Consider the following 21,713-nt stretch of genomic DNA (forward strand, 5'->3'; position numbering starts at 1 on the left):
TGGCAAAAAGCCCGCTCTGGACGGCGGGCTTTTTTGTTTCGGCGGTTGAATGATCACGCTTTTGAACACATCAGCGCGGCATCCAGCAACCTGCCGTGGTCGTACCAGGCATCACGTTGATAAGCCGTGAACTGGTGCTGGGTTCCCGTGCCGCGCAATTCTACAAGACCATCAGCCTTGTCGGGGTCGGTGCTTTCGATGAACAGCTTGACCGAGTTATCGCCATCGACTTCATAGGTTTTCACATGTCCTGGAAGTTCGCCTTTGACGCACCCCAGATACGCGGGTGGGCTTTTCGCGGTCGTGCCAGCGGTATAATCGTGGCTGTCACGCACTTCAGGGTTTTGTGCGCAGCCTGCCATTAACAACGTGGCAAACCCGGACACCAGTATTGCGCCGGCAAGCGATCTTGAGCTCTTCACGCGACACGCTCCTGCCCCCCATCGAAAACTGGGAAAGTGTTGCCAAGCAGCCTGCCCATTTTTTGGTTTTCGTATGCCCATGTTACTGCTCAATGACAACCGGGCATTAGGTTTGTTTGCTATATAGGTTCTGGGGCGCCCCCCTCGCGCCCTGCATCAGTAGCGACGGTATTCCTGCCCGCCACGGTCTCCGTCATAGTAATGGCGGTGATGCCTGCCGTCGTGCCAGTACGGCCAACAACCACTGAGCAACAACAAACCGGACAACACCACAACCCATGCAGTCTTGCGTTTCATGTGCGAACCTCCGGCGGGCGAAGCCATGCCTTCCCTGAGTTGGACCGCACGGGGTTGGGATGTTCAGGCAGGCGCAGGCCGTTGGTCATCTTCCATGCATAATTTCATTTACCCGGCGGCCCTGGCTGCGGTTGGCCCCGATTACGCGTATGGCGTACCCATAACCGGGGTCAGGCAATGGCATTGAGAAACACGTAAGTTGCCGCCAGGTCCAGCACCAACACAGCAACCACGCCGAAAATCATGTAATAGCGGTCATCCTGAGTCATTTCTGCGTACTCCGCATGATCAATGTCTCAGGACTACAGCAATTCCCGTTCCATCTACTGGGTGGAGCCTGCGGGCGCCGGTGGAGCCAAGCAAACAGGTGGGGCAATTAGTCCTTGACCTGGCATACACCATTGGCTTTGTTCTTGCCGGTATATGAGACGTCAGGCGAGCCATCCGGATTGATCGACAACGATACCGTTAACCCGCTGCCTTTGGCTTCGTAGTAGTTGTCGTTGAATTTTTTCAGTTTGCCTTCCTTGCCATTGATATAGATCGGCCCGCCCTTGTCGGCATGAACCTCGATGTTTCCGGGGCACGTCGCGTTCAACAGCGGAATGCCGGCGTGGGCAGTGCCCGACGCCAGGAGCAAGATGCCAAGTAACAAACGCTTCATCTACGGTGTCCTCCTGTGGTTGTCGGGGTGCGAGTGATAAACCACGCTGCACTACCTGCACGGCCTCATTGTGCAGAAGGCCCACCCGTTTGACGAGCCTGCCATGGGGCAAATGGCTGCTACCCGTGGCTCCAGATAACCTGCGTCTCAACGTGCAGCCATTTCCAGCCGGCTCAAAAACTATTGCGAGCAGGCCAGCACCGCCCGGCGGGCTATCCTTTGTGCTCCAGTAGGAGGAATGGGAATGTGCGGAAGGCTGAGCCAGTACCGCGGGATCCATGACTTCGTTGAGACCCTGAGCATGCCAGAGGCCTGGCGCAACAATGTCGGCGACCAGGCGCTCGGACGGTACAACGTCGCGCCGACCATGCCGGTGGCAGTGCTGCGGGAGGATGATGCAGGCCCGCGCGCTGACTTGGTGAGGTGGGGATGGCGGCCGCACTGGGCGACTGACCGTGCTGCGCCGATCAATGCTCGGGTCGAAAAGGTGGCGCACGGCGCGTTCTTCCGTGCGATCTGGCCACACCGGGCAATCACGCCAGTGGACGGATGGTTTGAGTGGAAAGATGAAGGCGGCCCGAAGAAGCAGCCGTACTTCATCCATCGGCGTGACGGGCGCCCTGCCCTTTGCGCGTCCATCGGCCAGTTTGCTGGCAACGAGCACGACGGCTTCGTGATCATTACCGCCGACGCCCAGGGAGGAATGGTTGACGTGCACGACCGCAGGCCTGTCGTGCTTTCGCCAGAACTGGCATGCGAGTGGATCGCGGCGGGCATGCCAAGCGAGCATGCAGAGCAACTGGTGCTCAACCTAAGCGAACCGGCCGAGGCCTTCGAGTGGTATCGGGTGAGCACTGCCGTCGGCAATGTGCGTAATCAGGGCGCCGGACTGATCCTCCCGATTGATCGGCCCCTATCAATGCCGAATACGTAAAACCGTGGGTGCCCGAGCTGAATGAATTGGGGATCAGGCGTCGCCCCCATACAACTGCCGTCACACCTATGCGACAATACGCTCAATGTCCGGCCTCAACCCCGCATTTATCGCCCAACAGCTGGGTCACAGCGTTCAGATGCTGCTGTCGACGTATGCCCGTTGGCTTAACTCAAGCTCCGACTGGAGCGAGCTGGAAAACCTCAAGATTGGTATCAAATCGGTATCAGCTGAAAGCCCAGCGTCGTAAGTTACTGATAGGTAAGCCCTTTGATCTCCACCGCTAACATCACCATGCGATTATTTTCGCGGTTTTGTGCGGCGTAGAGTGCCTGTTTTCAGGGGTTTCAGCCTCTCCTCGCCGCACCAAAACGCTTACATTGGCCCAAGAATTGGCCCAAGACTTCAGGTGGAGATCCAGTCGTGCACCAGGTGCGACTCAACGGATTTCAAGACCGTAGGACAAACCCCCACCCCATGCGGACTGCACTGCAAAATCGATTCCAAAACAAAGACGAAACGGCACGGCTACAGGCCGCATACTGCAAGGGTCGCCGTTTCAGTTTTGGAATCGATTTCCGTCGATGTTCTGGCTATCCTCAAGCGTCAATCTCGCTCGGGTTTACCTAATCCGAGCCGCTAGTATCGTCAGGGAGTTCGATCAGTGTATTGGTACCAACCCCAGCAACTATCACCCAAAAGTTTTATCTGTGGCTATTGCACGAACCAGGTCGCAAGTGCCTCAGGATACCTGTCGCACGCGAACCAATACCTTTACCTCTGTCCCCACTGCGACAAACCCACCTTTTTCCACGGGGTCTCGCAGCTTCCCGGGACGTTACCTGGCAGGCCAGTTGGACATCTGCCTCTCGACATCGGTGGCTTGTATCAGGAAGCAAGAACGTGCGCTGGTGCGGGAGCATTTACGGCCTGTGTGCTTCTGTGCCGAAAACTTCTCATGAACATTGGGGTTCAGGAAGGTGCCGCTGAAGGCAAATCGTTCGTTCATTACATCGATTTTTTGGCAAACAAGGGCTACATCCCGCCTAACGGTAGGAGCTGGGTTGATCACATCAGAAAGAAGGGGAACGAAGCCACCCATGAGATTGCATTGATGAGTAAAGACGATGCTGAAGAGCTGATCACCTTCACAGAGATGCTGCTGAAATTCGTCTATGAGTTTCCCAACTCGGTCTCTCTGCCTAAAGCCTGACCGTACTGCAGCAGTAGTGTGAGATTCAAGCGTCAGGCCGCGTCACAAGCGGCCTGTGCATCGTCCCTGTCTAATACAGTCGGCCAGTTTCAGCGATTTCGGCCCAGTAAAGCCGAGGAGCTTTCGAGCAGTTTTAGACAGCTTCAGCCCCCCACCCAGATGCTCTGCCAACCACGGTCCGTCCACACTTGGCATCAAGAAAGTGAGGCAAAGCCGTTGTCTTAAGGCATCATTACCGAGAAGCGGTAATGCTTCAATATTTGAGACGTGAGTAGTTAGCGCACCGCGTGAAGCAGACGGAAACCCGCCCCGGTCGCCTGTAGACCGTCTTTACGGCGTGCGAAATATCGGTGATTGATTGCGCTAGAATCTATATTCTCCCTTAAGGTGAAACCGACTGAGCTTAGTAGAGAGCTCATTTCCCCCGGGTCAAAACTTGAGAGCCATGGCTCTCCCATTTGAGCAAACAGATTCGCAGCATGACTTTCAATTGCTCGTTCAATTGGAGGAAGTAGCTCTGTTGAGACCCGATAATCGAAAACTATTTGGCTTCCCTCAGGCAAGGAGGCCAACGACTCTAGCGTTTCGACGATCCGTTCTCTACTGAGATATGGGGTCACGCCAAGCCATGCAACAAAGACGGGTTGTTGCGCTTCCAGCCCGTGTTCAATCAGGCATGGTAGCAATGAGTCTTTGCGCAGGTCACACGGAACATACCGTATCGAGCTGGCGCCCGAAATTAATGCGCCTATTGCTTTTCTTTTTTGCTCTTGGGTAGCGGGGAGGTCTACCTCGAACACGATCAGGCTCTCATGCTCGTTACGTAGCGCATAGGTGTCGAGTCCAGCCCCAAGAATCACATATTGCTGAAGGTCCACATTCTTGGAGTTCAATAGCAAGTCCTCGCTGTAGCGGCTACGTGCGACAACGGCTGCCCGCAAAGAACGCATCACGGGCTCATTGAACTGAAACGGATCTTTTTGCAGCATGCTTTGGACGGGTAAAGGCAACACCTCGAGCGCATAAGGATCGTCAAAAACGACCGGGTCGTCCAGTAATTGATGGACGGCACGCGCCATTGCCACGCGTAGCGCTGAGGAGGGGCGGTTGGGGAGATCCTTCGAGGTCACAGTAGTGCTCCGGTGAGTGGTTTCGCAAGCACTGTAAAGCCTCCCCTTGGCGTGAGGGTCAAGCATATTTCTGAAGGAGCTTGCCAAGCCATTCACGAACGCGTGCAGGGACCGGATGCCCGATCTGCAAGATAGGCTCACAGCGGTAGGCCATCTGGAGCTTTCTGGCGAGTGCGTAATCGCCTCTAGTCATCTTGTTCACAAGGGAGTGGTATTGCGTTATGAGGCCGTCAATTTCCAGCGGACTTGCTGAATCCCCGGCCTTGCGCAACTGGTCGGCGCGGCGACCGAATTGATCCCACTCCTTGGCGAGTCTTTTATCCAGGCTAAGAATGTCTTCTTCGGTTAGATGGCGTCGCAATGCATACATGCGCAACTCTATGGCTGGAGTGATGTAGGCAAGCAGGTTAGTGTCCAGTCCGACGTGGTCAGGCTGACGATGTTCCTTTTCATGCAGATTGCTCCAGCGCCTTGCCACCTCAATGTCTCCATCCATCCATAGCATTGCTGCATCCATCCAGCGTGCGGCCAAACGCTGGACTTTCGGCTTGTGGTAGTCCAAACCCTGCGTCATTACCACCCGTAGCTCTTCTATCAGGCCTTCGAACAAGTTTCGAGCAAGGGCCCAGCGGCCAAGAATTTTCAGTAGCTCAGCTTCCGTGAACTCTTTGCGATAGTGTTCAAGTAGTGTTACGGCGTTCGGCCAGGGCAAGCGATCGTTAACGATGCCCGCAGTCAGCCCAGCGGCAAGAACAGACAGCTTCTCTCTACGTTGTTTCATCAACGCCATATCTTCATCAATCCGAGCGAGCTGGACTGAAATGGCTTCTATGCTCTGCTGGCTAGCAGTGCTCAGGAGACGTTTGATGCTCTCCAGCGATAGTCCTGTCTCTTGGAGTGTTTGGATTGCGTTGATTTGCTCAACTGCTGACACAGCGTAGAGACGATACCCGGCCTTCGTGCGTGCTACTGGCTTGATGAGACCTATTGCATCATAGTGATGGAGGGTTCTAATGGTTACATTGCAGCGGCGCGCTAGAGTCCCTACCTGATAGAGTGCTGGTATTTCCATCTACACTAATTTCCCGAATATGTGAGCGGCGTATTATACGAACCATGGAGCACCGTGCAGCCCATAGTCCTGCGTTCTTTATGGTCGTCGATGAACTGGCCACGCTTCTGGGCGATTCAGATCCTGTTGACCACCCTGATCTTTATGTACTGCGTCATTGCAGAGTTGGCACGAGTCATTGGTCGTGATCGGCGGAAGGTGATGTTCATCGGTCGACTGCCGCCAAAAACTGCTGATTCTACGAAGGGCGCCTGAAGGTCACATACTGGTTCAGGGAAGATTCTCAGGGGCATGCTCAGATGTCTGCTGCAGGTCGATAGCAGCCATTCACCACCGACAGCTAACTTCTCAGAGCCGCCGGTTCATCAACGGCTCAAGCTGCCTCTTCGTCCTCAACCAGCGCCCACAGCCTGGCCGCCTCGGTAAACTCCAGCATGTCAGCCAACTGATCGGTATCAACATCGCGCCGCCGGTGCGCAGATATCGCGAGTTCGGCAAGCACCGCTGCTCGGCCATCAGGATCCGCCACCAACGCCGACTGGTCATTGAGTTCGGCCAACCAAGCCGCTGGCAGGCTCAACATTTGACCGTCCACAGCTGATCGATCCGCGTCGTATAGGATTGGCTCATCATCTCCCTCCTCATTCCCCAGTCCGGTGTCGACGGCACGCTGGCGGCTCGCATTGTCCCCCTGCCCCAGCGCTCGTTGATGTCATCTATCACCTGCATCAGTCGGTCACATCCCACCGATTGCTTGAGTGCAAACAAGTCCTCTGAGAACTCACCTGGTTGCCGCAGGTCCATCAGCAGCACCTCGGCCTTGCTGTAGCGAAACCCGGGTCGGAAAATTCGCCCGACCGCATCGGTGGCCAACCGGGTCATCAGTAGTGTGTCGCAGGTTGGATATGGCAGCTCCACCAGCGCACCCTGTGCGTGGTGTGCCTCATCCGGGTTGAACATCCCGGTGCGGATGCTGACGCGCATGCGCTTGCACACTGAGCCCTGGGCCCGAAGCTTTTCCGCAGCTCGGCCAACGTAAGTGGCTACCGCTTGCTTGATGGGTGCCAGCTCAGTGAGACGTTTGCCGAACATTCGGCTGCAGCAGATCTCCTGTTTCGGAGGCTCGGCCTCGTCCAGCTCCAGGCAGGGCGTCCCCGCCAGTTCTCGAGCAGTCTTCTCGACCACCACACTGAATTTCTGTCGCAGCGTCCAGGCATCAGCCTGGGCCAGATCCATCGCAGTGTGAATGCCCATCGACTCGAGATGGGCAGACATCCGCCGGCCAACGCCCCAGACCTCTTTCACTTCAGTATTGCGCAGCACCCAATCGCGCTTAAATGGATCGGTAATGTCGACCACCCCGCCGGTCTGCGCCTGTAGCCGCTTGGCAGTGTGGTTGGCCAGCTTGGCGAGCGTCTTCGTGCTGGCGATCCCAATACCCACGGGAACACCGGTGCACTGAAAGATCCTTGATCGCGCTTTTCGCCCGAACTGGGTCAGGTTGTCCTGAATGCCGGACAGGTCTGCAAAGCACTCATCGATGCTGTACACCTCGACGGCAGGCACCATCGACTCGATAAGCGTCATGACGCGCTCGCTCATGTCTCCGTATAGCGCATAGTTGCTGCTGAAAGCCTTGATGCCGTGTCGGCGCAGCTTGTCCTTCACCTGGAAGTACGGCTCGCCCATCTTCACAAAGGGTTTAGCATCGTATGACCTGGCGATCACGCAGCCATCGTTGTTACTCAACACGACGATCGGGGTCTTGGCCAGGTCGGGCCGGAACACGCGCTCGCAGCTCGCGTAGAACGAGTTGCAGTCGATCAGCGCGAACACCTGGTCACTGCGCATGGTCACGAACGCTGTAACGCACAACGCCCCAGACGACGAGCTCGTCGCCTTCCATGATGTACCGTGGCGGGTACGCTGGATTTTCCGATTTCAGGATTACCACGCCATCGCGACGATGCAGACGCTTGCAGACCGGCTCGCTATTGACCGCAGCGATGACAATGTCCCCATGCTCCGCCTCACGACCGCGGTCGACGATGACGATGTCACCCGAGTAGATCCCTGCCCCTTGCATGCTGTCGCCCTCCACTTTCACCAGATACACATGGGGTGCGCGGAGGTCGAATAGCTCATCAAGGGAGATATGGCCTTCGAGGTGGTCCGCTGCAGGCGAGGGAAATCCGGCCGGTACGTGAAACGAATAGAGTGGCAGCGGTTCGGTGCCGCCGGTTGGCGTACCCAAAAATGTGATGGTCATGACAGAAGGTCCAATGCAAACTGTATGCATATACAGTAGATCCAGCATCGGGTGCCCGGTCAATCCTGGTCGGTAAAAATTCTGACGGACGAGAGGTGGGAAATGTGCGGACGGTACTCGATCTACGAGTCGATGGATCACTACCTGCGCCAGCTGTCGCTGGACATAGTGGTGATCAATGGCTACGACCACGAGCCGATCAACCGATACAACGTATCGCCGTCCACTCGCGTAGAAATCGTTCGCCAGGTAGAAGATGGGTTGAGCGTGGATCGGGTCAAGTGGGGATGGTCGCCGTTTTGGGCGAAGGGGAAGCGGCCTGACCCCATCAATGCTCGGGCCGAAACGGTGGTAGCGGGGAAATTCTTCAAAGACCTGTGGCCAGTTGGCAGAGCCCTGGCGCCGGCGAACGGATGGTTTGAATGGATACCCGACCCAGCGGATCCGAAGCGGAAGCAGCCGTACTACATCACAAGCGCCGACGGTGCCCCACTCTATTTCGCTGCACTTGCAGAAGTGCACCAGAACACCGAACCAGACAAGCGCGATGGATTTGTGATCATCACCGCAGCAGCGGATCAGGGATTGATCGACATCCACGACAGGAAACCCTTGGTGTTGGCTCCTGTGCTCGCCCGGGAATGGATCGACCCAACTACATCACCGGAGCGAGCTGCGGTGATCGTGGAGCAAGGTAGCACGCCGGCTGCGAAATTCCGGTGGTATCCAGTCGGCAAGGCAGTGGGAAATGTCAGGAATGAGGGTGAGTCGTTGATTACGCCGATAAGCGACGAAAATCATCAGGGTCAGCTAGAGTTTTGATGAGTACAGGCACCGCGAGATAACGATCATGCTAAAGCAAGAAGCAGACGACGTGATTGAGCGCATCAGGGACGATCTGAAAAGGCACGGTGTGCTGATCGGCTACGACCCAGAGTTTACAACCCCTGAATTCGGGTGCGATCTGGACCACCACGTTGCTCAAGTCAGAGAGGATCCGAACAACCGTGTGCTGGGTATCGCGATACATGACGAAGGCTTATGGGCTCAACTCCAGCATGGGGCGGTGTACCGCTGTGTTGTCAGCGATTGTCGGGGGAAGCTCTTCGGCATTCCGATCACGATTGAACCAAGAGTGGATGAGTCCTACACCATTCAGTACAAGCTTTAAAGCATCAGGAGGGTAATCTGCAGTACAGATTGCCCTCTCCGCGGATAAAAAACTGAATGCGCTCAGTGGAGCGGCGGAAGATACCTGCCGCGCGCCTTGGCTATCACACGCAGCTGGTAGTCGGATACAACCTGGAAAAGTGACTCGGCCAGCAAGCGTAAGCGCTCGACCTCTTCAGGCGGCGCGCCACAGTCCTGGGCTTGGTGGTACTCACGCAAGGCGTCGACGGCCTGCTGAATTAGCGGCTCGCCGGCCTCGACCATGCCAATGAATGTACGCTTGTCCACTGCCATGTTCCTATCAGTTGGTCAGCTCATCTTAGCTCGTCGCATGCCATCGAGCCCAAGGCACAACGGATGTCGATTCCGTTTTCGACCTCCTATTTTTGAGCCTATTTTGTAAAACCCAATAAAATCGGCAGCTTCAACGCAGCATGACACAACAGCATTCCACACCATTGGGGGGATTTATTCCCCCCAATTCCACCAGACTCGCCTATCAGAACAACTGGCCGAGTTGTGACGGCTCCCAGTTCATGATCACCAGCTCACCGGTAACATCGGCCTGGCCATGCCGCTGGTTCGCGGTGGTATACCGGATATCCAGCCGCTCGAAGTGGAACCCGGCAAAGGCTGCTCGAATGTCTGGATGATCGTTGATGCTGACCATAACCTTGCCTTTGCAAGCACGCATGAACTCAGCCATCTGCTCATATTGTTCGAACGGGAAATCGACCCCGTAGCCGGCGGTCTGCCAGTAAGGCGGATCCATGTAGAAGAAGGTGTGTGCGCGATCGTAGCGCTGCGCACAGTCGAGCCAAGAAAGGTTCTCGACGTAGGTGCCGGCCAACCGCTGCCAGGCGGCGGACAGATTCTCTTCGATGCGCAGCAGGTTGATGGCAGGTCCGGTGGTTGCGGTGCCGAACGTTTGCCCAGTGACCTTGCCGCCGAAGGCGTGCTGCTGCATGTAGAAGAACCGGGCGGCGCGCTGGATATCAGTCAGCGTCTCCGGTCTCGCCATCTTTTGCCACTCGAAAATCTGCCGGGACGAAAGCGCCCATTTGAACTGCCGGACAAACTCCTCCAAGTGGTTCTGCACCACCCGGTACAGGTTGACCAGATCGCCGTTGAGATCATTCAAGACCTCTACCGGGGCGGGTTGAGGCCGCATGAAGTAGAGGGCAGCGCCACCGGCGAAGACCTCGACATAGCACTCATGGGCTGGGAAAAGCGGAATTAGGCGATCGGCCAGGCGGCGCTTGCCGCCCATCCAAGGGATGATTGGGTTAGTCAATTTGCAAACCTTTACTGTATGGATGAACAGGTGCTAGGCTCGCCGTGCTTTGTGCACAGAGCGGGAGCCTTGGCTGGGCTTGCAGGTATGGTCTGCGGGTTCGGCGGTCAGCAGGGATGTTGACGCATCCCCGGTGGCCGCTCTCTTTGCATGAAGCCTTCGAATTTATTCCCGGGCGCTTACTACCGCCCGCTTTGCGACAAGGGCGTCGTACTCACGCTCGCACTGCTGGCCGGCAATCCTGGCTCGGTCAAGCGTTGTCGCCAGCTCTCCCGCTCGTTCGTCAGCCCGTGCGAGCAGGTCGGAAAGCACCATGGCGGCGCGGGTGGCTGCCTGGCCTCGGGCGATAGCGGCGGTATCCGTGCCGGGGCAACTGACGGCGGCAGCGAATTGGGTGGCGTCGCTGCGCAGCCGCTGGCCAGCAGCATCGGCACCAGCAGCGCCAGCATCAGCAATCGTTCTTTCTTCCTGGGCATCGGTCCTCGCTTCCTCCTGCGCCTGAGCGCGTCGTTGTTCTTCCTGCCGGGCACCGCGTTCGCCGATCACTTCGGCCAATCTGTCACCGCTATCCCGTTGCGCTGATGCCTGGCCAGCTTTGGCGTGCTCCACAGATCGACCGTGCTGGTAGGCGCCCCAATTGGACGCCAGCAGCACAGCAACAGCCAATATGGCCCAGCCCTTCATGCCAGAGCCCGCCGAATGCCTTCATCGATCACCTCGGACTTATAGGGGTTGCCGCCGTTCTCGTGGACGATGATGCCGACCACAGTCTCGCGCAGCACCTGCGGCTTGGAGATGTCGATGGAGTCGCGGACACCTACGCCCAAACGCTTTGCAATGGCTTGGGCGTAGGCCAGGGTGTTGTTCTCGCTGGACGGCGCCCAGCGGCTGATGAACTCCAGCGGGGTGTCGATGCCGGGCCGGCCGACGCCAGGCATACCGTCCTTGCCCCGATAGTTCAGCAGCAGCTTGCCCAGCGCCCTGATGCCGTTCTCGGCCTGGTCGAACCGGGCGAATCGCGGCATGGCCACATTCACCTCAATGCCCAGCTGGCCCTGCCAGGCGTTCCGTGGATTGAAATCGATGTTGCCGGGGTTGTTGTTGCGTACACCGCGTGGGGTTGCCATAGCTTTTCTCCAGGCATAAAAAAGCCCGCACTGGGCGGGCTTGGGATGATTGCAGCGGATTAAGCGGCGGGCTGTTCAGGCGACGGCTCGGCCACGGGCTCCGCCGGCTCCTTCGCGGTGATCGAGACCTTGGCGCTGTACTCCTTCAGCACCTGGGCAGTAAACACCTGCGCGGCTGGGAACTGGTTCAGGATCGTGCGAGCGCGGGCATCCGCTTCCTCCGGGGTGGCGAAGCGAGTGTTGTTCTCAGCGTCGTAGGCGTTGCTGAGGTTGATAGCGACGTATGGCATGAGTTTTCTCCAGGCAAAAAAATACCGCCGGGTGGCGGTTGGGTTGGGGTGTAGCAGCGAATCAGGCCGGCAGTTCCGGCCATTCGATTTCGATTGGCCAGCCGGTCTGCTCAGGCAATCGGCTGAGGGAAATGCGGTATCGCTTCCAGGCCTTGAGCCTATCGGCTTCCTCGGCGCTGGCGTCGTCCAGGTCAACCGCATCCTGTAGCGGCGCGATAGCCGCGTCTGCCGCCAGCCTGCGCCGGGCAACTTCAGCTATGCCGCTATCGTGCTTGAGCTGAACCTCCACTTGAGCCTGATCCTCGGCGGTCACCACCTGCGACCAATCAACGCCTGCGTAGCCTTTGCTCGGCGACGGCAGCAAGGCGTCAGGAATTGGCAGCGCTACCTTGCCATCTGCCGGGTCGATAATGTCAGCCGGGAATCGGGCAGCCTCCGGAGCGTCGGGACCATGTGGCAGACTCAGGCTGACGGTCAGTTGCCCATTGATCCGATCAACTTGATTAATGATCCATTCGCAACCGATTGCATCGGCAGGAATGGTCGCACCGTCAGGGAGCTGCGAGAGGTCTACGGTCAATCCGTTGACCGTGAGGCTGTCGCCTTGCTTAAACACGGTCAGCTCCGAGTCAGAACGCACTGGGGAAAGTTTGATAATCATCAGTACCACCGTCCGATTGCTATATAACTCATACTCATGCTTTTGTTCCCGCTGGTAGCGGCAACAATTGAATATGCTTGGGTGGAGGTCGCAGACGGCGCACCGGCCTCAATCAAATAAGCCGTACCATCAGCTGACGCAAATGCACCCATCCGACAAACTGGCGGGGCTAAAAACGCCGCAGGGAACGACCTTCCAGTTTGGCCGTTCGCGTCAAAATAGACACCACCGATCAAACGCGTTACCGCGATCGTTCCGAGCGCAATTGTATGAGTGCAAATCATTCGACCATCGGCGAACTTTGTGTATTCACCATTCGAGTTACTGCCCTTTTCAAAAATTGCGCCAGTTGGAACCCCTCCCGATTGACCGACGGCCCCGAGGATATTGGATCTATTGAAGGCTGTAGCAATGAAGTTGTAAAGCTCATCGAAGTTCGCAATCGCCTTCACCCAGGCGCTTCGCCGGTCATCTCCGCCGGCGCCGGAAGGTGCGGTACCAAGGTTGATTGTCTGTTTTGCCATAGTAGGTCCTTAAAGCGGCTTCATCGGCCTGGAGGCAAAAAGGGTTCGGCCGTTCGCAGTAACAGGGTTGATACCTGATCCGTTGTCACAGTACATCTGCAACACCGACCTGTTACCAGGCAGAAATCCACCAAAGTTAGCGCGAAGCGGCTGACTTGTTTGCCCAATATTCGTTACGGAAAACAGTGCATTTGCGAGGACATAGTCCTGGTAGCTTCCGGTCCAAGGCATTTGATTGCTGGGTGCATACCACGCACCGCCAGTCAGCGGATCACCTGCCTGAATAAAGGAATTGGATGCTGGCTGACCGTTCAGCAATGCAAGGTTGGCTGTGGTGACAAAGGTTCGGACACCACTTGGATCACGAACTGAAGCCCCATATACATCGGGAGGAATGTCTGGCGCCGTGTAGCTCGCGCAATACCAGCTGATCTGCATGTAGTCATCAGCAACACTACCGTGACCAGGCTTGTTTGCGTAGGACTTAAGCCTGAAGCCGGTCCAATTGCCGGGCACCCCCTTCACATAGAAATTACCAACCATCATGTAGTTAGCAGCATTAAGAAAGATGAGCGGACGCTCATACGTTGTAATGGGCGCAGGAAACGTAACATCACCCCACTCGATCAGTTGTGCTTGCATACCAGGTCGCCAATAAACCCCGATTTGAAAGCCACCGCTGTACCTAACCGCCAGCGCCCGATTGACAGAATCAATCTGCATTCGCAAATCATTATTGAAAGCACGAATGCCGTAGCTGCCAGGCGCAGCGAAGGGCTCGCCCCCCTGCGACAAGATCATCACTTGCCAGGTCAGGTTTCCTGGTTGACGCAAGTGCAACTGCCCGGGCGAGTACCAAGCCTGCGGCGAATATGTGTACTCGCCTTGGTCACGCAGGGTGTCAACGACCACGAAGGATTGCGCCTGGATCTCGGGGATCGAGATGTACTGATCGAACTCTCCATTTCCGGTGACCTGCATCATTTTCAGTGATCGCACCGACGTGATGTTGGTATCTAGCGTGATGGCCCCGGCCGCATCCCGCGTCCGAAGCCCATAAAGATCAGCCATCAGGTAAGCCTCCCCACTGCTGTACGCTCGGTGCCATTGGCGTCGTAGACGTATAGACCGCCGTTGTTGAGCAGCGTCGAGCCGTTGGCATCCTGGCCGCGCACAGTGAACGATCCTGAAGCCAGGTTGATTTCGATCAGTGGTAGACCTTGGGCGTTAACGGCCTGAGATCGAAGTGTCATGCCCACGACCAGGCTCTGGATGAACGCTTGGTTGATCAATGCTGAGTTCAGGAACAGCTGACCATTCTGGAAGACGAACAGGCTTGCCTCCGGGCCCTCCAACCCGTTGATAATCGCCACACGGTCCGCCGACAACAGAATCTCGCCAATAGTCCCATCACTTCCTTGGACGATGCCCGTGGCTACCTTCTTGCCTTTGCTGTTCGTCTCGGTCTTCCAGGATGAAAGAGCCGACACTCGGCCATCGACACCGGCTACGACCTCGTTGACCTGCTGCACCGACGCATTCGTCTCCCCGATCTGCGCCTGGACCGTTTCGACCTGCCGTCCGATGGCAATGCCGTCCTCGATCCTGGCCGACTGCTCGGTCCAGACACCCACCAACCCACCCGTAGCGCCGGCCAGGCCGGTGCTGTCACCCTCCATTTCCGGGTTCACCTGGACATACAGTCCATCCAAGCGGCTGGCCTGCGCGGTGATCGCGCTGCCCTGCTGCTTCACCGTGGTGTCCATCTGGCTGATGGCCGTTGCCTGGGCGCTATTCACACCCTCGGCATCGGTCATACGGTTGGTCAGGCTTAGCAGCGATTGCCCTTGGCTGGTGAGCGCCGTGCCTTGTTGGGAAACCGTAGTGCCCAGAGTACTGATCGCTTCGCCGTTGGCCGCATCAGCAGCGGTTACCCGGCGCGCCACGATGTTGCACCACAGCGACCGCCCGGTGCCGTCTGCCGGCTGTATCCGCGTGACGAAGCGTGCCGACACTGCCGCCGCCGGCGCAGTAATCCGCCCGGAGAACGTCTGAAAGCCACCGCCCGCCGAAAAGGTGAAGGCGTTGAAGTAACCCAGGCTGGTGTCCGTCTTGTCGAAGAACTGCAGCTGGAAGTTGCCGGTTTGCCCTGCCGTCATGTACGCGCGGTACACATCCGCCGACAGGTCGAACTGCTCACCACCCGAGACAATGAACCGTCCCGTGCCGCAGAAGCTGTTGGCATAGAAGGCGATCGCCTTGCCGGCAGATGGGTGCGCCGTCAATCCAGCGATCCCCGGATTCCCCGTCCATGGATCAACCTGGCCATCTTCGAACGTTCCGCGCAGCACCAGGTTGTCCGGCTGCTGGCTCAGCGAAGCCTTCAACTGGGTCAGCGAGGTGCCCTGGCTGGTGATCGTGTTGCCCTGGTTAGTGACTGTCGACTGCAGGGTCTGCAGCGCTGACGCATCCGCTTTGGAAGCCAGCTGCGTCAGCGCCGACTGCGCAGCCGCCGCCGCGTCGGTGGCCACCTTGTCGGTCACTGCCACCCAGGCCGAACCGTTCCATCGTTTCGGGGTGTTGGCCGCGCCGGTAGTGTCGATCCACAAGTTCTCCGCTTGCCGGTCAGCGGCGGCCGGCGTGGCGGTCTGGTACAGCACCTTGCCCTTGCTGCCCGCCAAGTCAGCTGCCGCCTGTGCCGCCTGCTGGGCGGTGGTGACGTTGCCGTTGGTGGTTTGCAGGCTGTTGCCCAGGCTCGTTACGGCTGCACTGGTCGATGACAACCCGGCCTCGGTCTGCGTCACCCGGACGTCGAGCGCCTGGTTAGCCGCCGCCAGAGCGCCAGCTGCACGCGCCGACGGCCCGGCCACAAACGGCGACGGGGTGTTGCTCTCCCCGATCCGCTTCTCGATCATCACCGAGTCGATCACCAAGCTCAGGTCGGCGACAACGGTCTGGTTCAGGTAGAGCGTGATAGCGGCGCGCGTGCTGTCAGTGACCGTGATCGGCAGGGTGATCCTTGTCCTGGTCGTGGTGTACGGTACGTTGGCCGAACTAGAACCGGTGCCATCAAAGAGCCGTGCCCGCATACTGCCCGCTGCACTACCGCGAATGTACAGCGAAACCAGGTATACCCCCGGTTCGATCCGCACGTTGTACCCGGCCGCGTTGTTGGTAGGGCTGAGCATCAGGTAGTGCCCTGCCGTCGTAAAACCGCCCACCTGCAAGCCGAAGCCCGAGTCAGCCTCTGGAACGGCAACGCCCACCCGCGTCACGCTCGCGGACGAGTTCAACGCAGGCAGCGTGGTCGAGGTCAGCCAGCTGTATTCATCGCTCAGCAGGTTGGCCCCGTTGCCGGCCAGGGCGCCGACCGAAGCCTGCAGCCCGGTGAGTGCATTTCCCTGGCTGGTCAGCGTATTGCCCTGACTGGTCACGGTGTTGCTCAACGTCTGCAGCGCAGCGGACTCCGCCTTGGTGGCTACCTGCGCCAAGGCGCTGGCTGCTGCGGCGGCTGCGTCCGTTGCCGCCTTGTCCGTCACGGCTACCCAGGCTGATCCCGTCCAGCGTTTAGGTGTATTCGCCCCTCCTGAGGTATCGATCCAAAGGTTCTGCGCCAGGCGCTTGTCCGTGGCCGGTGCTGCGGTGCCGTAAATGACCTCACCCTTGGCACCAGCCTTGTCCGACGCGGCCTGGGCAGCCTGCTGCGCCGTCGTCACGTTGCCGTTGGTGGTCTGCAGACCGCTGTTCAGCTGGGTGATGCTTGCGCCCTGGCTGCTCAGGGTGTTGCCCTGACTGGTGACCGTGTTGCTCAGGGTCTGCAGTGCCGAAGCATCTGCCTTCCCCTGCGCCACGCTCTGCAGGTCGTTGTTCAGTTGGGTCAGGGCTTGGCCATGGCTGGTCAGCGTGGTGCCCTGCTGGGTGACCGCGCTGGTGAGGTTGCTCACCGCATCAGCATTGGCCGCGTCAGCTGCTGTCACCCGACGCGCCAGGATGTTGCACCACAGCGACCGCCCGGTGCCGTCTGCCGGCTCAGTCCGGGTCACGAACCGGGCGGAGACTGCTCCCTCCGGCGCTGTGATGCGGCCGCTGTTCGTCTTGAAGCCAGTCGTCCCGGCCGGCACCGTAAAGGCAGTGAAGTAGCCCAGGTTGGTGTTGGTCTTGTCGTAGAACTGCATCTGCAGGCGGGTGGTTTGCCCCGCCGTCATGTAGTTCGGCCAAATGTCGGCAGCCAGGTCGAACTGTTCGCCCCCCTTCGTCACCACATTGAAGCCGAGACCGCAGAAGCTGTTGTCGTAGAACGAGATCCCCTTTCCTGCCGATGGATGCGCCGAGACATTGGTGATTCCCGGGTTGTTCGTCCAAGGCTCAACCAGACCATCCTCGAAACTGCCCCGAAGGATCAGGTTATCGGGCTGCTGCCCGATCGAGGCCTTGAGCTGGGTCAGCGCGGCGCCTTGACTGGTCAGGGTGGCGCCCTGGCTGGACACGGTCGAGTTCAGCGCTTGGAGCGCCGAGGCATCCGCCTTGTTCGCCACCTGCGCCAGCGCGCTGGCCGCCGCCGCAGCGGCATCAGTCGCCACCTTGTCGGTGACGGCCACCCAGGCACTGCCGTTCCAGCGCTTCGGCGTATTCGCCGCGCCAGTGGTATCGATCCACAGGTTCTCAGCCTGCCGGTCGGCCACCGCCGGCGCCGCCGACTGATACAGCACCTTGCCCTTGCTTCCGGCCAAACTGGCGGCAGCCTGGGCGGCCTGCTGAGCCGTGGCAACGTTGCCGTTGGTGGTCTGCAAGCCGTTGTTGAGCTCGGTGATGCTGCTGCCTTGGCTCGACAGTGTGTTGCCCTGGTTCGTCACCGTGGTGCTGAGCGCCTGCAGTGCAGACGCATCGGCTTTCCCCGCCAGCTGCGACAGCGCCGACTGCGCAGCCGCGGCGGCATCCGTGGCCACCTTGTCTGTCACAGCCACCCAGGCAGTACCGTTCCACCGTTTCGGGGTGTTGGCGTTGCCGGTGGTGTCGATCCACAGGTTCTGTGCCAGGCGGTCAGCTACGGTCGGCGCAGTTGCCTGCACCACCACCTTGCCCTTTCCACCCGCCAGCGTGGCCGCGTCCTGGGCGGCCTGCTGGGCAGCGGTGACGTTCTGGTTGGTGGTGGTCAGGCTGCTGCCCAGCGCGGTGACGGCCGAGGCGTTCGCCTCATCACCACTGATCCGCGCAGTACGCTCGTCAACGACCGAGGCCACCGAAGCCGACGGCGCGATCTGGCCGACGGCAATCCAGTCGATTTCGAACACATCGCCGGCCGCCGAACTAAGCCACAGGTAGAACCTGGTGATTTTGCTGTCCGACCAGTCGCTGCCACCGTTGGTCAACTGCGACATGTCCCACTCGAGCACCAGGGTCTGGCCGACCGCCAACCCTGGGTCGGCGATCAACTTGCGGTACGACGAAGACGAAGCGTGGTTGGCCGTAACGTAGGTGACCTGGCCATTCCAGCCCGAACCCGCGCGCCGGGTGATGCGGCAGCGAATGCGGTCATGGTCACGGCCTTTGAGCGAAACAACCGGTGAGTTGAGGTATGCAGCACCAGTACCGTCGGTGGTCACGATCAGCCTACCGTTCTCGACAGCCAGCGTACAGCGCGTGCCACTCCAGCCCTCGACGGTCGAAGCGAAACCGTAGTTCAGTGCCGGATCGTAGCCACCAGACTCGGCGCGCAGGCTCGCGATCTGCGAGGCCATCGCCGCATCGGCAGTGGTTCGCGCCGTGGTCTCGTTGCTGATCGCCGCAGCGTTCGAAGCGGTGTTGGCCACCACGGTATCGATACGCTGACCCAGCGCCGAGTCGGCATTGGCCCGGGTAGTGGCCTCGGCCTGGATCGCAGCCGCGTTGTTGCCGGTCGAAGCCGTGACGGTGTCGATCTTCTGGCCCAGCGACTCGTCCGCCGACTGGCGGGCCTGGGCTTCGCTGGTGATCGCCGCACCGCGAGCCTGGGCCTCCGAAAGCAGGCCCTGAGCGCGGGCAGCAGATTCATCGCTGATCGCCTTGGTGCGCGCCTGGGTTTCGACGGCGATCGCCTTGTTGCGGTCAACCACCTCTGTGGCAATGGCCTGGTTCCGGGCCGTCGTTTCAGCGGCGATGGCCTGGCCTCGGGCCGTGGTCTCGGCAGCAATCTGCTGACCGCGCGCTGTCGCTTCAGCAGCAATCCGCTGGGCGACCGAGCCGCTCTGGGTAGGCGGACCGGAGATCAGCGAAATTTCCTGGCGCAGCACGGGGGCCAACTGGCCGCCCTCGATCTTGTCCTTGAGAGCATCAAGCATGGTCTTCACGTCGGTTGACGTGGAGGCCACCACCTTCAGGAAGGCGCTGACGCCGTAGGCATTCTTGGAGCGGATGAAGTAGGCGTAGTTGGTCGCAAACGCCAGGCCGGTGTGGTTCAGCGTCAGGCCCTGCCCCAGGTATTCGCCTTGGGTGGCCTGCGGGTCAGTCGAGTAGAAGTACTCGTAGGTACCGCCGTTCAGGCCGTGCAGCGGGTTGCTCGGGTACAGTGTGATGGTGTCGATGGTGGCCTGAACCACGCACGCCTCGGGCACAGGTGGGCCATCAATGTTCACCGTGATGCTGGCTTCTCCCGAGCGGGTCAGCGGCCCAAGCGCAGCCACGCTCATGGTGTAGTTGCCGGACGGCAGACCAGACAGCGGTAGTTTGAGCGTAGTGGCCGGTACCTGCTGCGCCTGCACGGCGGCCGTGCCCTGACGCACCGTGATGGCGTACCCGGTAACAACGCCGTAGGGAGCGACCCACGACAGTGTTCCCTGGACTACCTCGGCATTGTCTTCGGTCGACCAGGTGAGCCCGGTAGGGCTGCCCAGGCCGCCAGTGGGCATGCTGATAAAGCCAATCGGGTTATACGGCTGGCCCACGGCGTCATCGAAGATCGCCGGCTCGTTCTGCGCTACCGACACATTGCAGCCGCTATCGGGGCTCATCGACCAGTCGGTGACGACGAATTCGCCGATGATGTTCAGCGACGGTAGGTTGACCTTCACCGAGCGGCCTGGTCGGCAGTTGTAGCCCATGAAGTTCATGGGGATCGACAAAGTGCCGCCTGCACGGCGCCGGCGCAGTTCGATGTTGGCCAGGCGCTGGGCCTGGTAGGGGTTGCTGACGTAGGAGAAGGACAGGGTCTCTGCCGCCTCGCCGCCGTCGGCCACCACCCACTGGCTGACCGAGACCTCGGGATAGTCCGTCTCGGCCCAGGCCTGCGAAGGGTCCACAAAGGTACCGCGCACGGTGTTGATCGCTGAGTCGTTGGTCGGCTCGGTGCTACCGGTGACGGTACCGACCACCATGTCTTCAGTGATCTCGAAGTCGTATGGGCCGTAGTAGGCGCCCACCTGCAGCATCCAACGGCCGCCAACGCGGATCAGCTTGCCGCCACACGCCGCCTCGAGCTTCTGCATCACCTGGGTGCGCGACTCGTCGGCGCCGATGACGCAGCCCGAACGGTACCGCGCCGAGGTGCTGCCGTCGGCGTTGGCCAGCATCTCGTCGCACACGCTCGCGCTGTTGGCGAAGCTGGAAAATACGATTTCATCATCTGGCACACCGCAACGATTGCGCAGGAACCAGAGGATATGCAACGCAGTGTTTTCGCTGTAACCGGTAGCGCGGGTCCGTGGGTCGTAGATGTCACGGCGCCCGCGCAGCACGAAGCGCACATCCGGGATACCGGAGGGGTACTTCTCGGCACTGTACCTGAACGAGAGCCGCACGAAGGACAGCCCACGGCCGATCTGGGTGTCGCGCCAATCCGGGCTATTGGCCTTGAGGAAGGCATTCACCTGAATCGGATTGGTGACCAGCTCGTAGCTGGCGTGCTCGCCATAGGCCTGGACGACTTCCTCGCCCAGGAAGATCTGCTCCAGAGCATCGATTTCCCCCTCCGACAGCACATAGACCATGTGCAGCCATTCGCCGTCGGTTTGGTCGCCCGCCTGCTCCTGCCCCCAGGCCAGAACACCGCCGGTGCTGACACGGCCCAGCACGTACCGGGCAGCGGCCTTGGACGAGCGCAGGGTCTGGCTGGAGGGTTCACCCGAACGCAGCGAACCGGTGTCGAGCTTGTCCTGCTGGGAGGCGACATAGAACGCCATCGCCGCGCCAGCGACCGCCCCCCATGGGCCGCCCTGGATAAAGCCGATGGCTGCGCCGATGGCGACCTGGGCAACCTTTTTGACTGCTGAACTCATTCAACTCTCCACACCGTCAACGGCTCACACTCGATCCTTCCGACACCGTCCGGGGACACCGACCAGAACTCATCCGCCCAGAACACCGCCACGCCACGCCCATTGGGGCCGTCGTATAGGGCAATGTCGCCCCGCTGAATCAGGCCCGGCTGAATCCGGGCAAAGCAGGCATCCCAAGCCCCCTCCAACGAGCCGTGCAGCTTCTTCAGCAGGCGTTTGGCGCCAGCCTCGGACGTGTAGCCGCCTCGGTAGGCCTCGGCAGGATCGACATCGCACACCGCCAGGGCGCAGTCGGCGGCGAACAGGCAGCAGTCAAATTCGCCCCATGAAAAAGGCCGCTCGGTGGCGGCCTTGATCGTGTTGGCAAGCTGTGTCGTCCAATCGCGCTTTCGCATGG

22 protein-coding genes and 2 pseudogenes are annotated in these 21,713 nt (G+C 59.5%); 5 read left to right on the plus strand and 19 right to left on the minus strand.

All coding sequences use genetic code 11. From position 1 onward, the window contains the following. Positions 1-53: 53 nt before the first annotated feature. From DM807_RS17895 to DM807_RS17905, 3 genes are all read right to left on the minus strand, one after another. The gene (locus tag DM807_RS17895) at positions 54-422 is read right to left on the minus strand and encodes a hypothetical protein (protein ID WP_179027637.1); all 369 of its coding nucleotides are present in this window, start codon (positions 420-422) and stop codon (positions 54-56) included. Positions 423-578: 156 nt separating this feature from the next. After that, a complete protein-coding gene (locus tag DM807_RS17900; RefSeq protein ID WP_171577247.1) occupies positions 579-719 on the minus strand; it encodes a hypothetical protein in 141 nt (46 codons plus the stop codon). A gap of 376 nt (positions 720-1,095) precedes the next feature. After that, complete coding sequence (locus DM807_RS17905) at positions 1,096-1,383, minus strand: hypothetical protein (RefSeq protein WP_060493082.1); 288 nt, start codon at positions 1,381-1,383, stop codon at positions 1,096-1,098. A gap of 244 nt (positions 1,384-1,627) precedes the next feature. Between DM807_RS17905 and DM807_RS17910 the strand changes: the two genes are divergently transcribed. The 3 genes and pseudogenes from DM807_RS17910 to DM807_RS27955 all read left to right on the plus strand — a co-directional run bounded on the left by DM807_RS17910 (position 1,628) and on the right by DM807_RS27955 (position 3,530). Then, positions 1,628-2,317, plus strand: a complete 690-nt coding sequence (locus DM807_RS17910) for an SOS response-associated peptidase (protein WP_069942563.1) — start codon at positions 1,628-1,630, stop codon at positions 2,315-2,317. Next, a pseudogene (locus DM807_RS27745) lies at positions 2,302-2,567 on the plus strand (site-specific integrase); the annotation flags it as partial. The gene DM807_RS17910 and the pseudogene DM807_RS27745, both read left to right, overlap by 16 nt. 414 nt (positions 2,568-2,981) lie before the next feature. Continuing rightward, positions 2,982-3,530, plus strand: a complete 549-nt coding sequence (locus DM807_RS27955; RefSeq protein ID WP_179027638.1) for a DUF4145 domain-containing protein — start codon at positions 2,982-2,984, stop codon at positions 3,528-3,530. Between the two features lie 275 nt (positions 3,531-3,805). Here the strand turns inward: DM807_RS27955 and DM807_RS17920 are convergent, their stop codons facing one another. From DM807_RS17920 to DM807_RS17940, 5 genes are all read right to left on the minus strand, one after another. After that, entirely contained in the window at positions 3,806-4,660 is an 855-nt protein-coding gene (locus DM807_RS17920) for an SAM-dependent methyltransferase (RefSeq protein ID WP_179027639.1), read from the minus strand. Between the two features lie 58 nt (positions 4,661-4,718). Next, positions 4,719-5,732 carry a MerR family transcriptional regulator gene (locus DM807_RS17925; RefSeq protein ID WP_179027640.1) on the minus strand — a complete coding sequence of 338 codons (1,014 nt, stop codon included), beginning with the start codon at positions 5,730-5,732 and terminating at the stop codon, positions 4,719-4,721. 373 nt (positions 5,733-6,105) lie between these two features. Beyond that, a complete protein-coding gene (locus tag DM807_RS17930) occupies positions 6,106-6,315 on the minus strand; it encodes a hypothetical protein (protein WP_179027641.1) in 210 nt (69 codons plus the stop codon). After that, complete coding sequence (locus tag DM807_RS17935) at positions 6,309-7,583, minus strand: Y-family DNA polymerase (RefSeq protein WP_179027642.1); 1,275 nt, start codon at positions 7,581-7,583, stop codon at positions 6,309-6,311. Before DM807_RS17935 ends, DM807_RS17930 begins: the two co-directional genes overlap by 7 nt. Then, on the minus strand, positions 7,573-8,001 hold the full coding sequence (locus DM807_RS17940) for a LexA family protein (RefSeq protein ID WP_054886490.1): 429 nt from the start codon (positions 7,999-8,001) through the stop codon (positions 7,573-7,575). The genes DM807_RS17935 and DM807_RS17940 overlap by 11 nt, the downstream gene beginning before the upstream one ends. 102 nt (positions 8,002-8,103) lie before the next feature. Here DM807_RS17940 and DM807_RS17945 point away from each other — a divergent pair, with 102 nt between their 5' ends. Together DM807_RS17945 and DM807_RS17950 are read left to right on the plus strand one after the other, a co-directional pair. Beyond that, entirely contained in the window at positions 8,104-8,823 is a 720-nt protein-coding gene (locus tag DM807_RS17945; RefSeq protein WP_179027861.1) for an SOS response-associated peptidase family protein, read from the plus strand. Between the two features lie 28 nt (positions 8,824-8,851). Continuing rightward, positions 8,852-9,172, plus strand: a complete 321-nt coding sequence (locus tag DM807_RS17950; RefSeq protein ID WP_179027643.1) for a hypothetical protein — start codon at positions 8,852-8,854, stop codon at positions 9,170-9,172. A 62-nt stretch (positions 9,173-9,234) separates the two neighbouring features. Here DM807_RS17950 and DM807_RS17955 read toward each other — a convergent pair whose 3' ends face one another. From DM807_RS17955 to DM807_RS18005, 11 genes and pseudogenes are all read right to left on the minus strand, one after another. Further along, complete coding sequence (locus DM807_RS17955) at positions 9,235-9,459, minus strand: hypothetical protein (RefSeq protein WP_123109291.1); 225 nt, start codon at positions 9,457-9,459, stop codon at positions 9,235-9,237. Between the two features lie 211 nt (positions 9,460-9,670). Then, complete coding sequence (locus DM807_RS17960) at positions 9,671-10,465, minus strand: DNA adenine methylase (RefSeq protein WP_179027644.1); 795 nt, start codon at positions 10,463-10,465, stop codon at positions 9,671-9,673. A 165-nt stretch (positions 10,466-10,630) separates the two neighbouring features. After that, positions 10,631-11,149, minus strand: coding sequence for a DUF2514 domain-containing protein (locus DM807_RS17965; protein ID WP_179027645.1), 519 nt, complete (start codon positions 11,147-11,149; stop codon positions 10,631-10,633). Then, complete coding sequence (locus tag DM807_RS17970; RefSeq protein ID WP_179027646.1) at positions 11,146-11,592, minus strand: structural protein P5; 447 nt, start codon at positions 11,590-11,592, stop codon at positions 11,146-11,148. The genes DM807_RS17965 and DM807_RS17970 overlap by 4 nt, the downstream gene beginning before the upstream one ends. A gap of 59 nt (positions 11,593-11,651) precedes the next feature. Then, positions 11,652-11,882, minus strand: coding sequence for a hypothetical protein (locus DM807_RS17975; RefSeq protein WP_179027647.1), 231 nt, complete (start codon positions 11,880-11,882; stop codon positions 11,652-11,654). A gap of 61 nt (positions 11,883-11,943) precedes the next feature. Then, positions 11,944-12,543, minus strand: coding sequence for a tail fiber assembly protein (locus tag DM807_RS17980; protein ID WP_244965052.1), 600 nt, complete (start codon positions 12,541-12,543; stop codon positions 11,944-11,946). Continuing rightward, positions 12,543-13,067: a hypothetical protein gene (locus DM807_RS27750; RefSeq protein WP_244965053.1), complete on the minus strand. Its 525-nt coding sequence runs from the start codon at positions 13,065-13,067 to the stop codon at positions 12,543-12,545. Before DM807_RS27750 ends, DM807_RS17980 begins: the two co-directional genes overlap by 1 nt. 9 nt (positions 13,068-13,076) lie before the next feature. Next, positions 13,077-14,138 carry a hypothetical protein gene (locus DM807_RS17995; protein ID WP_179027648.1) on the minus strand — a complete coding sequence of 354 codons (1,062 nt, stop codon included), beginning with the start codon at positions 14,136-14,138 and terminating at the stop codon, positions 13,077-13,079. Next, a complete protein-coding gene (locus DM807_RS18000; protein WP_434169844.1) occupies positions 14,138-18,805 on the minus strand; it encodes a phage tail tip fiber protein in 4,668 nt (1,555 codons plus the stop codon). Before DM807_RS18000 ends, DM807_RS17995 begins: the two co-directional genes overlap by 1 nt. A gap of 462 nt (positions 18,806-19,267) precedes the next feature. Further along, positions 19,268-21,316 (minus strand): annotated as a pseudogene (locus DM807_RS28260) (phage tail tip protein J-related protein); the annotation flags it as partial. Continuing rightward, positions 21,313-21,711 (minus strand): DUF6950 family protein, encoded by a 399-nt coding sequence (locus DM807_RS18005; protein ID WP_060494409.1) that lies wholly within the window; start codon positions 21,709-21,711, stop codon positions 21,313-21,315. The gene DM807_RS18005 and the pseudogene DM807_RS28260, both read right to left, overlap by 4 nt. Between the last annotated feature and the right edge of the window lie 2 nt (positions 21,712-21,713).

The sequence above is a fragment of the Pseudomonas hunanensis genome (assembly GCF_013393325.1).
GTDB classification, from domain to species: domain Bacteria; phylum Pseudomonadota; class Gammaproteobacteria; order Pseudomonadales; family Pseudomonadaceae; genus Aquipseudomonas; species Aquipseudomonas putida_P.

Coding starts and splice junctions, on each gene's coding strand:
- DM807_RS17950 (WP_179027643.1), top strand. CDS start 8,852: ATGCTAAAGCAAGAAGCAGACGACGTGATTGAGCGCATCAGGGACGAT.
- DM807_RS17900 (WP_171577247.1), bottom strand. CDS start 719: ATGAAACGCAAGACTGCATGGGTTGTGGTGTTGTCCGGTTTGTTGTTG.
- DM807_RS17975 (WP_179027647.1), bottom strand. CDS start 11,882: ATGCCATACGTCGCTATCAACCTCAGCAACGCCTACGACGCTGAGAAC.
- DM807_RS17930 (WP_179027641.1), bottom strand. CDS start 6,315: ATGTTGAGCCTGCCAGCGGCTTGGTTGGCCGAACTCAATGACCAGTCG.
- DM807_RS17980 (WP_244965052.1), bottom strand. CDS start 12,543: ATGATTATCAAACTTTCCCCAGTGCGTTCTGACTCGGAGCTGACCGTG.
- DM807_RS17970 (WP_179027646.1), bottom strand. CDS start 11,592: ATGGCAACCCCACGCGGTGTACGCAACAACAACCCCGGCAACATCGAT.
- DM807_RS17965 (WP_179027645.1), bottom strand. CDS start 11,149: ATGAAGGGCTGGGCCATATTGGCTGTTGCTGTGCTGCTGGCGTCCAAT.
- DM807_RS18005 (WP_060494409.1), bottom strand. CDS start 21,711: ATGCGAAAGCGCGATTGGACGACACAGCTTGCCAACACGATCAAGGCC.
- DM807_RS17910 (WP_069942563.1), top strand. CDS start 1,628: ATGTGCGGAAGGCTGAGCCAGTACCGCGGGATCCATGACTTCGTTGAG.
- DM807_RS17995 (WP_179027648.1), bottom strand. CDS start 14,138: ATGGCTGATCTTTATGGGCTTCGGACGCGGGATGCGGCCGGGGCCATC.
- DM807_RS17925 (WP_179027640.1), bottom strand. CDS start 5,732: ATGGAAATACCAGCACTCTATCAGGTAGGGACTCTAGCGCGCCGCTGC.
- DM807_RS17945 (WP_179027861.1), top strand. CDS start 8,104: ATGTGCGGACGGTACTCGATCTACGAGTCGATGGATCACTACCTGCGC.
- DM807_RS18000 (WP_434169844.1), bottom strand. CDS start 18,805: ATGGCCTCGCAGATCGCGAGCCTGCGCGCCGAGTCTGGTGGCTACGAT.
- DM807_RS17940 (WP_054886490.1), bottom strand. CDS start 8,001: ATGACCATCACATTTTTGGGTACGCCAACCGGCGGCACCGAACCGCTG.
- DM807_RS17905 (WP_060493082.1), bottom strand. CDS start 1,383: ATGAAGCGTTTGTTACTTGGCATCTTGCTCCTGGCGTCGGGCACTGCC.
- DM807_RS27750 (WP_244965053.1), bottom strand. CDS start 13,067: ATGGCAAAACAGACAATCAACCTTGGTACCGCACCTTCCGGCGCCGGC.
- DM807_RS17935 (WP_179027642.1), bottom strand. CDS start 7,583: ATGCGCAGTGACCAGGTGTTCGCGCTGATCGACTGCAACTCGTTCTAC.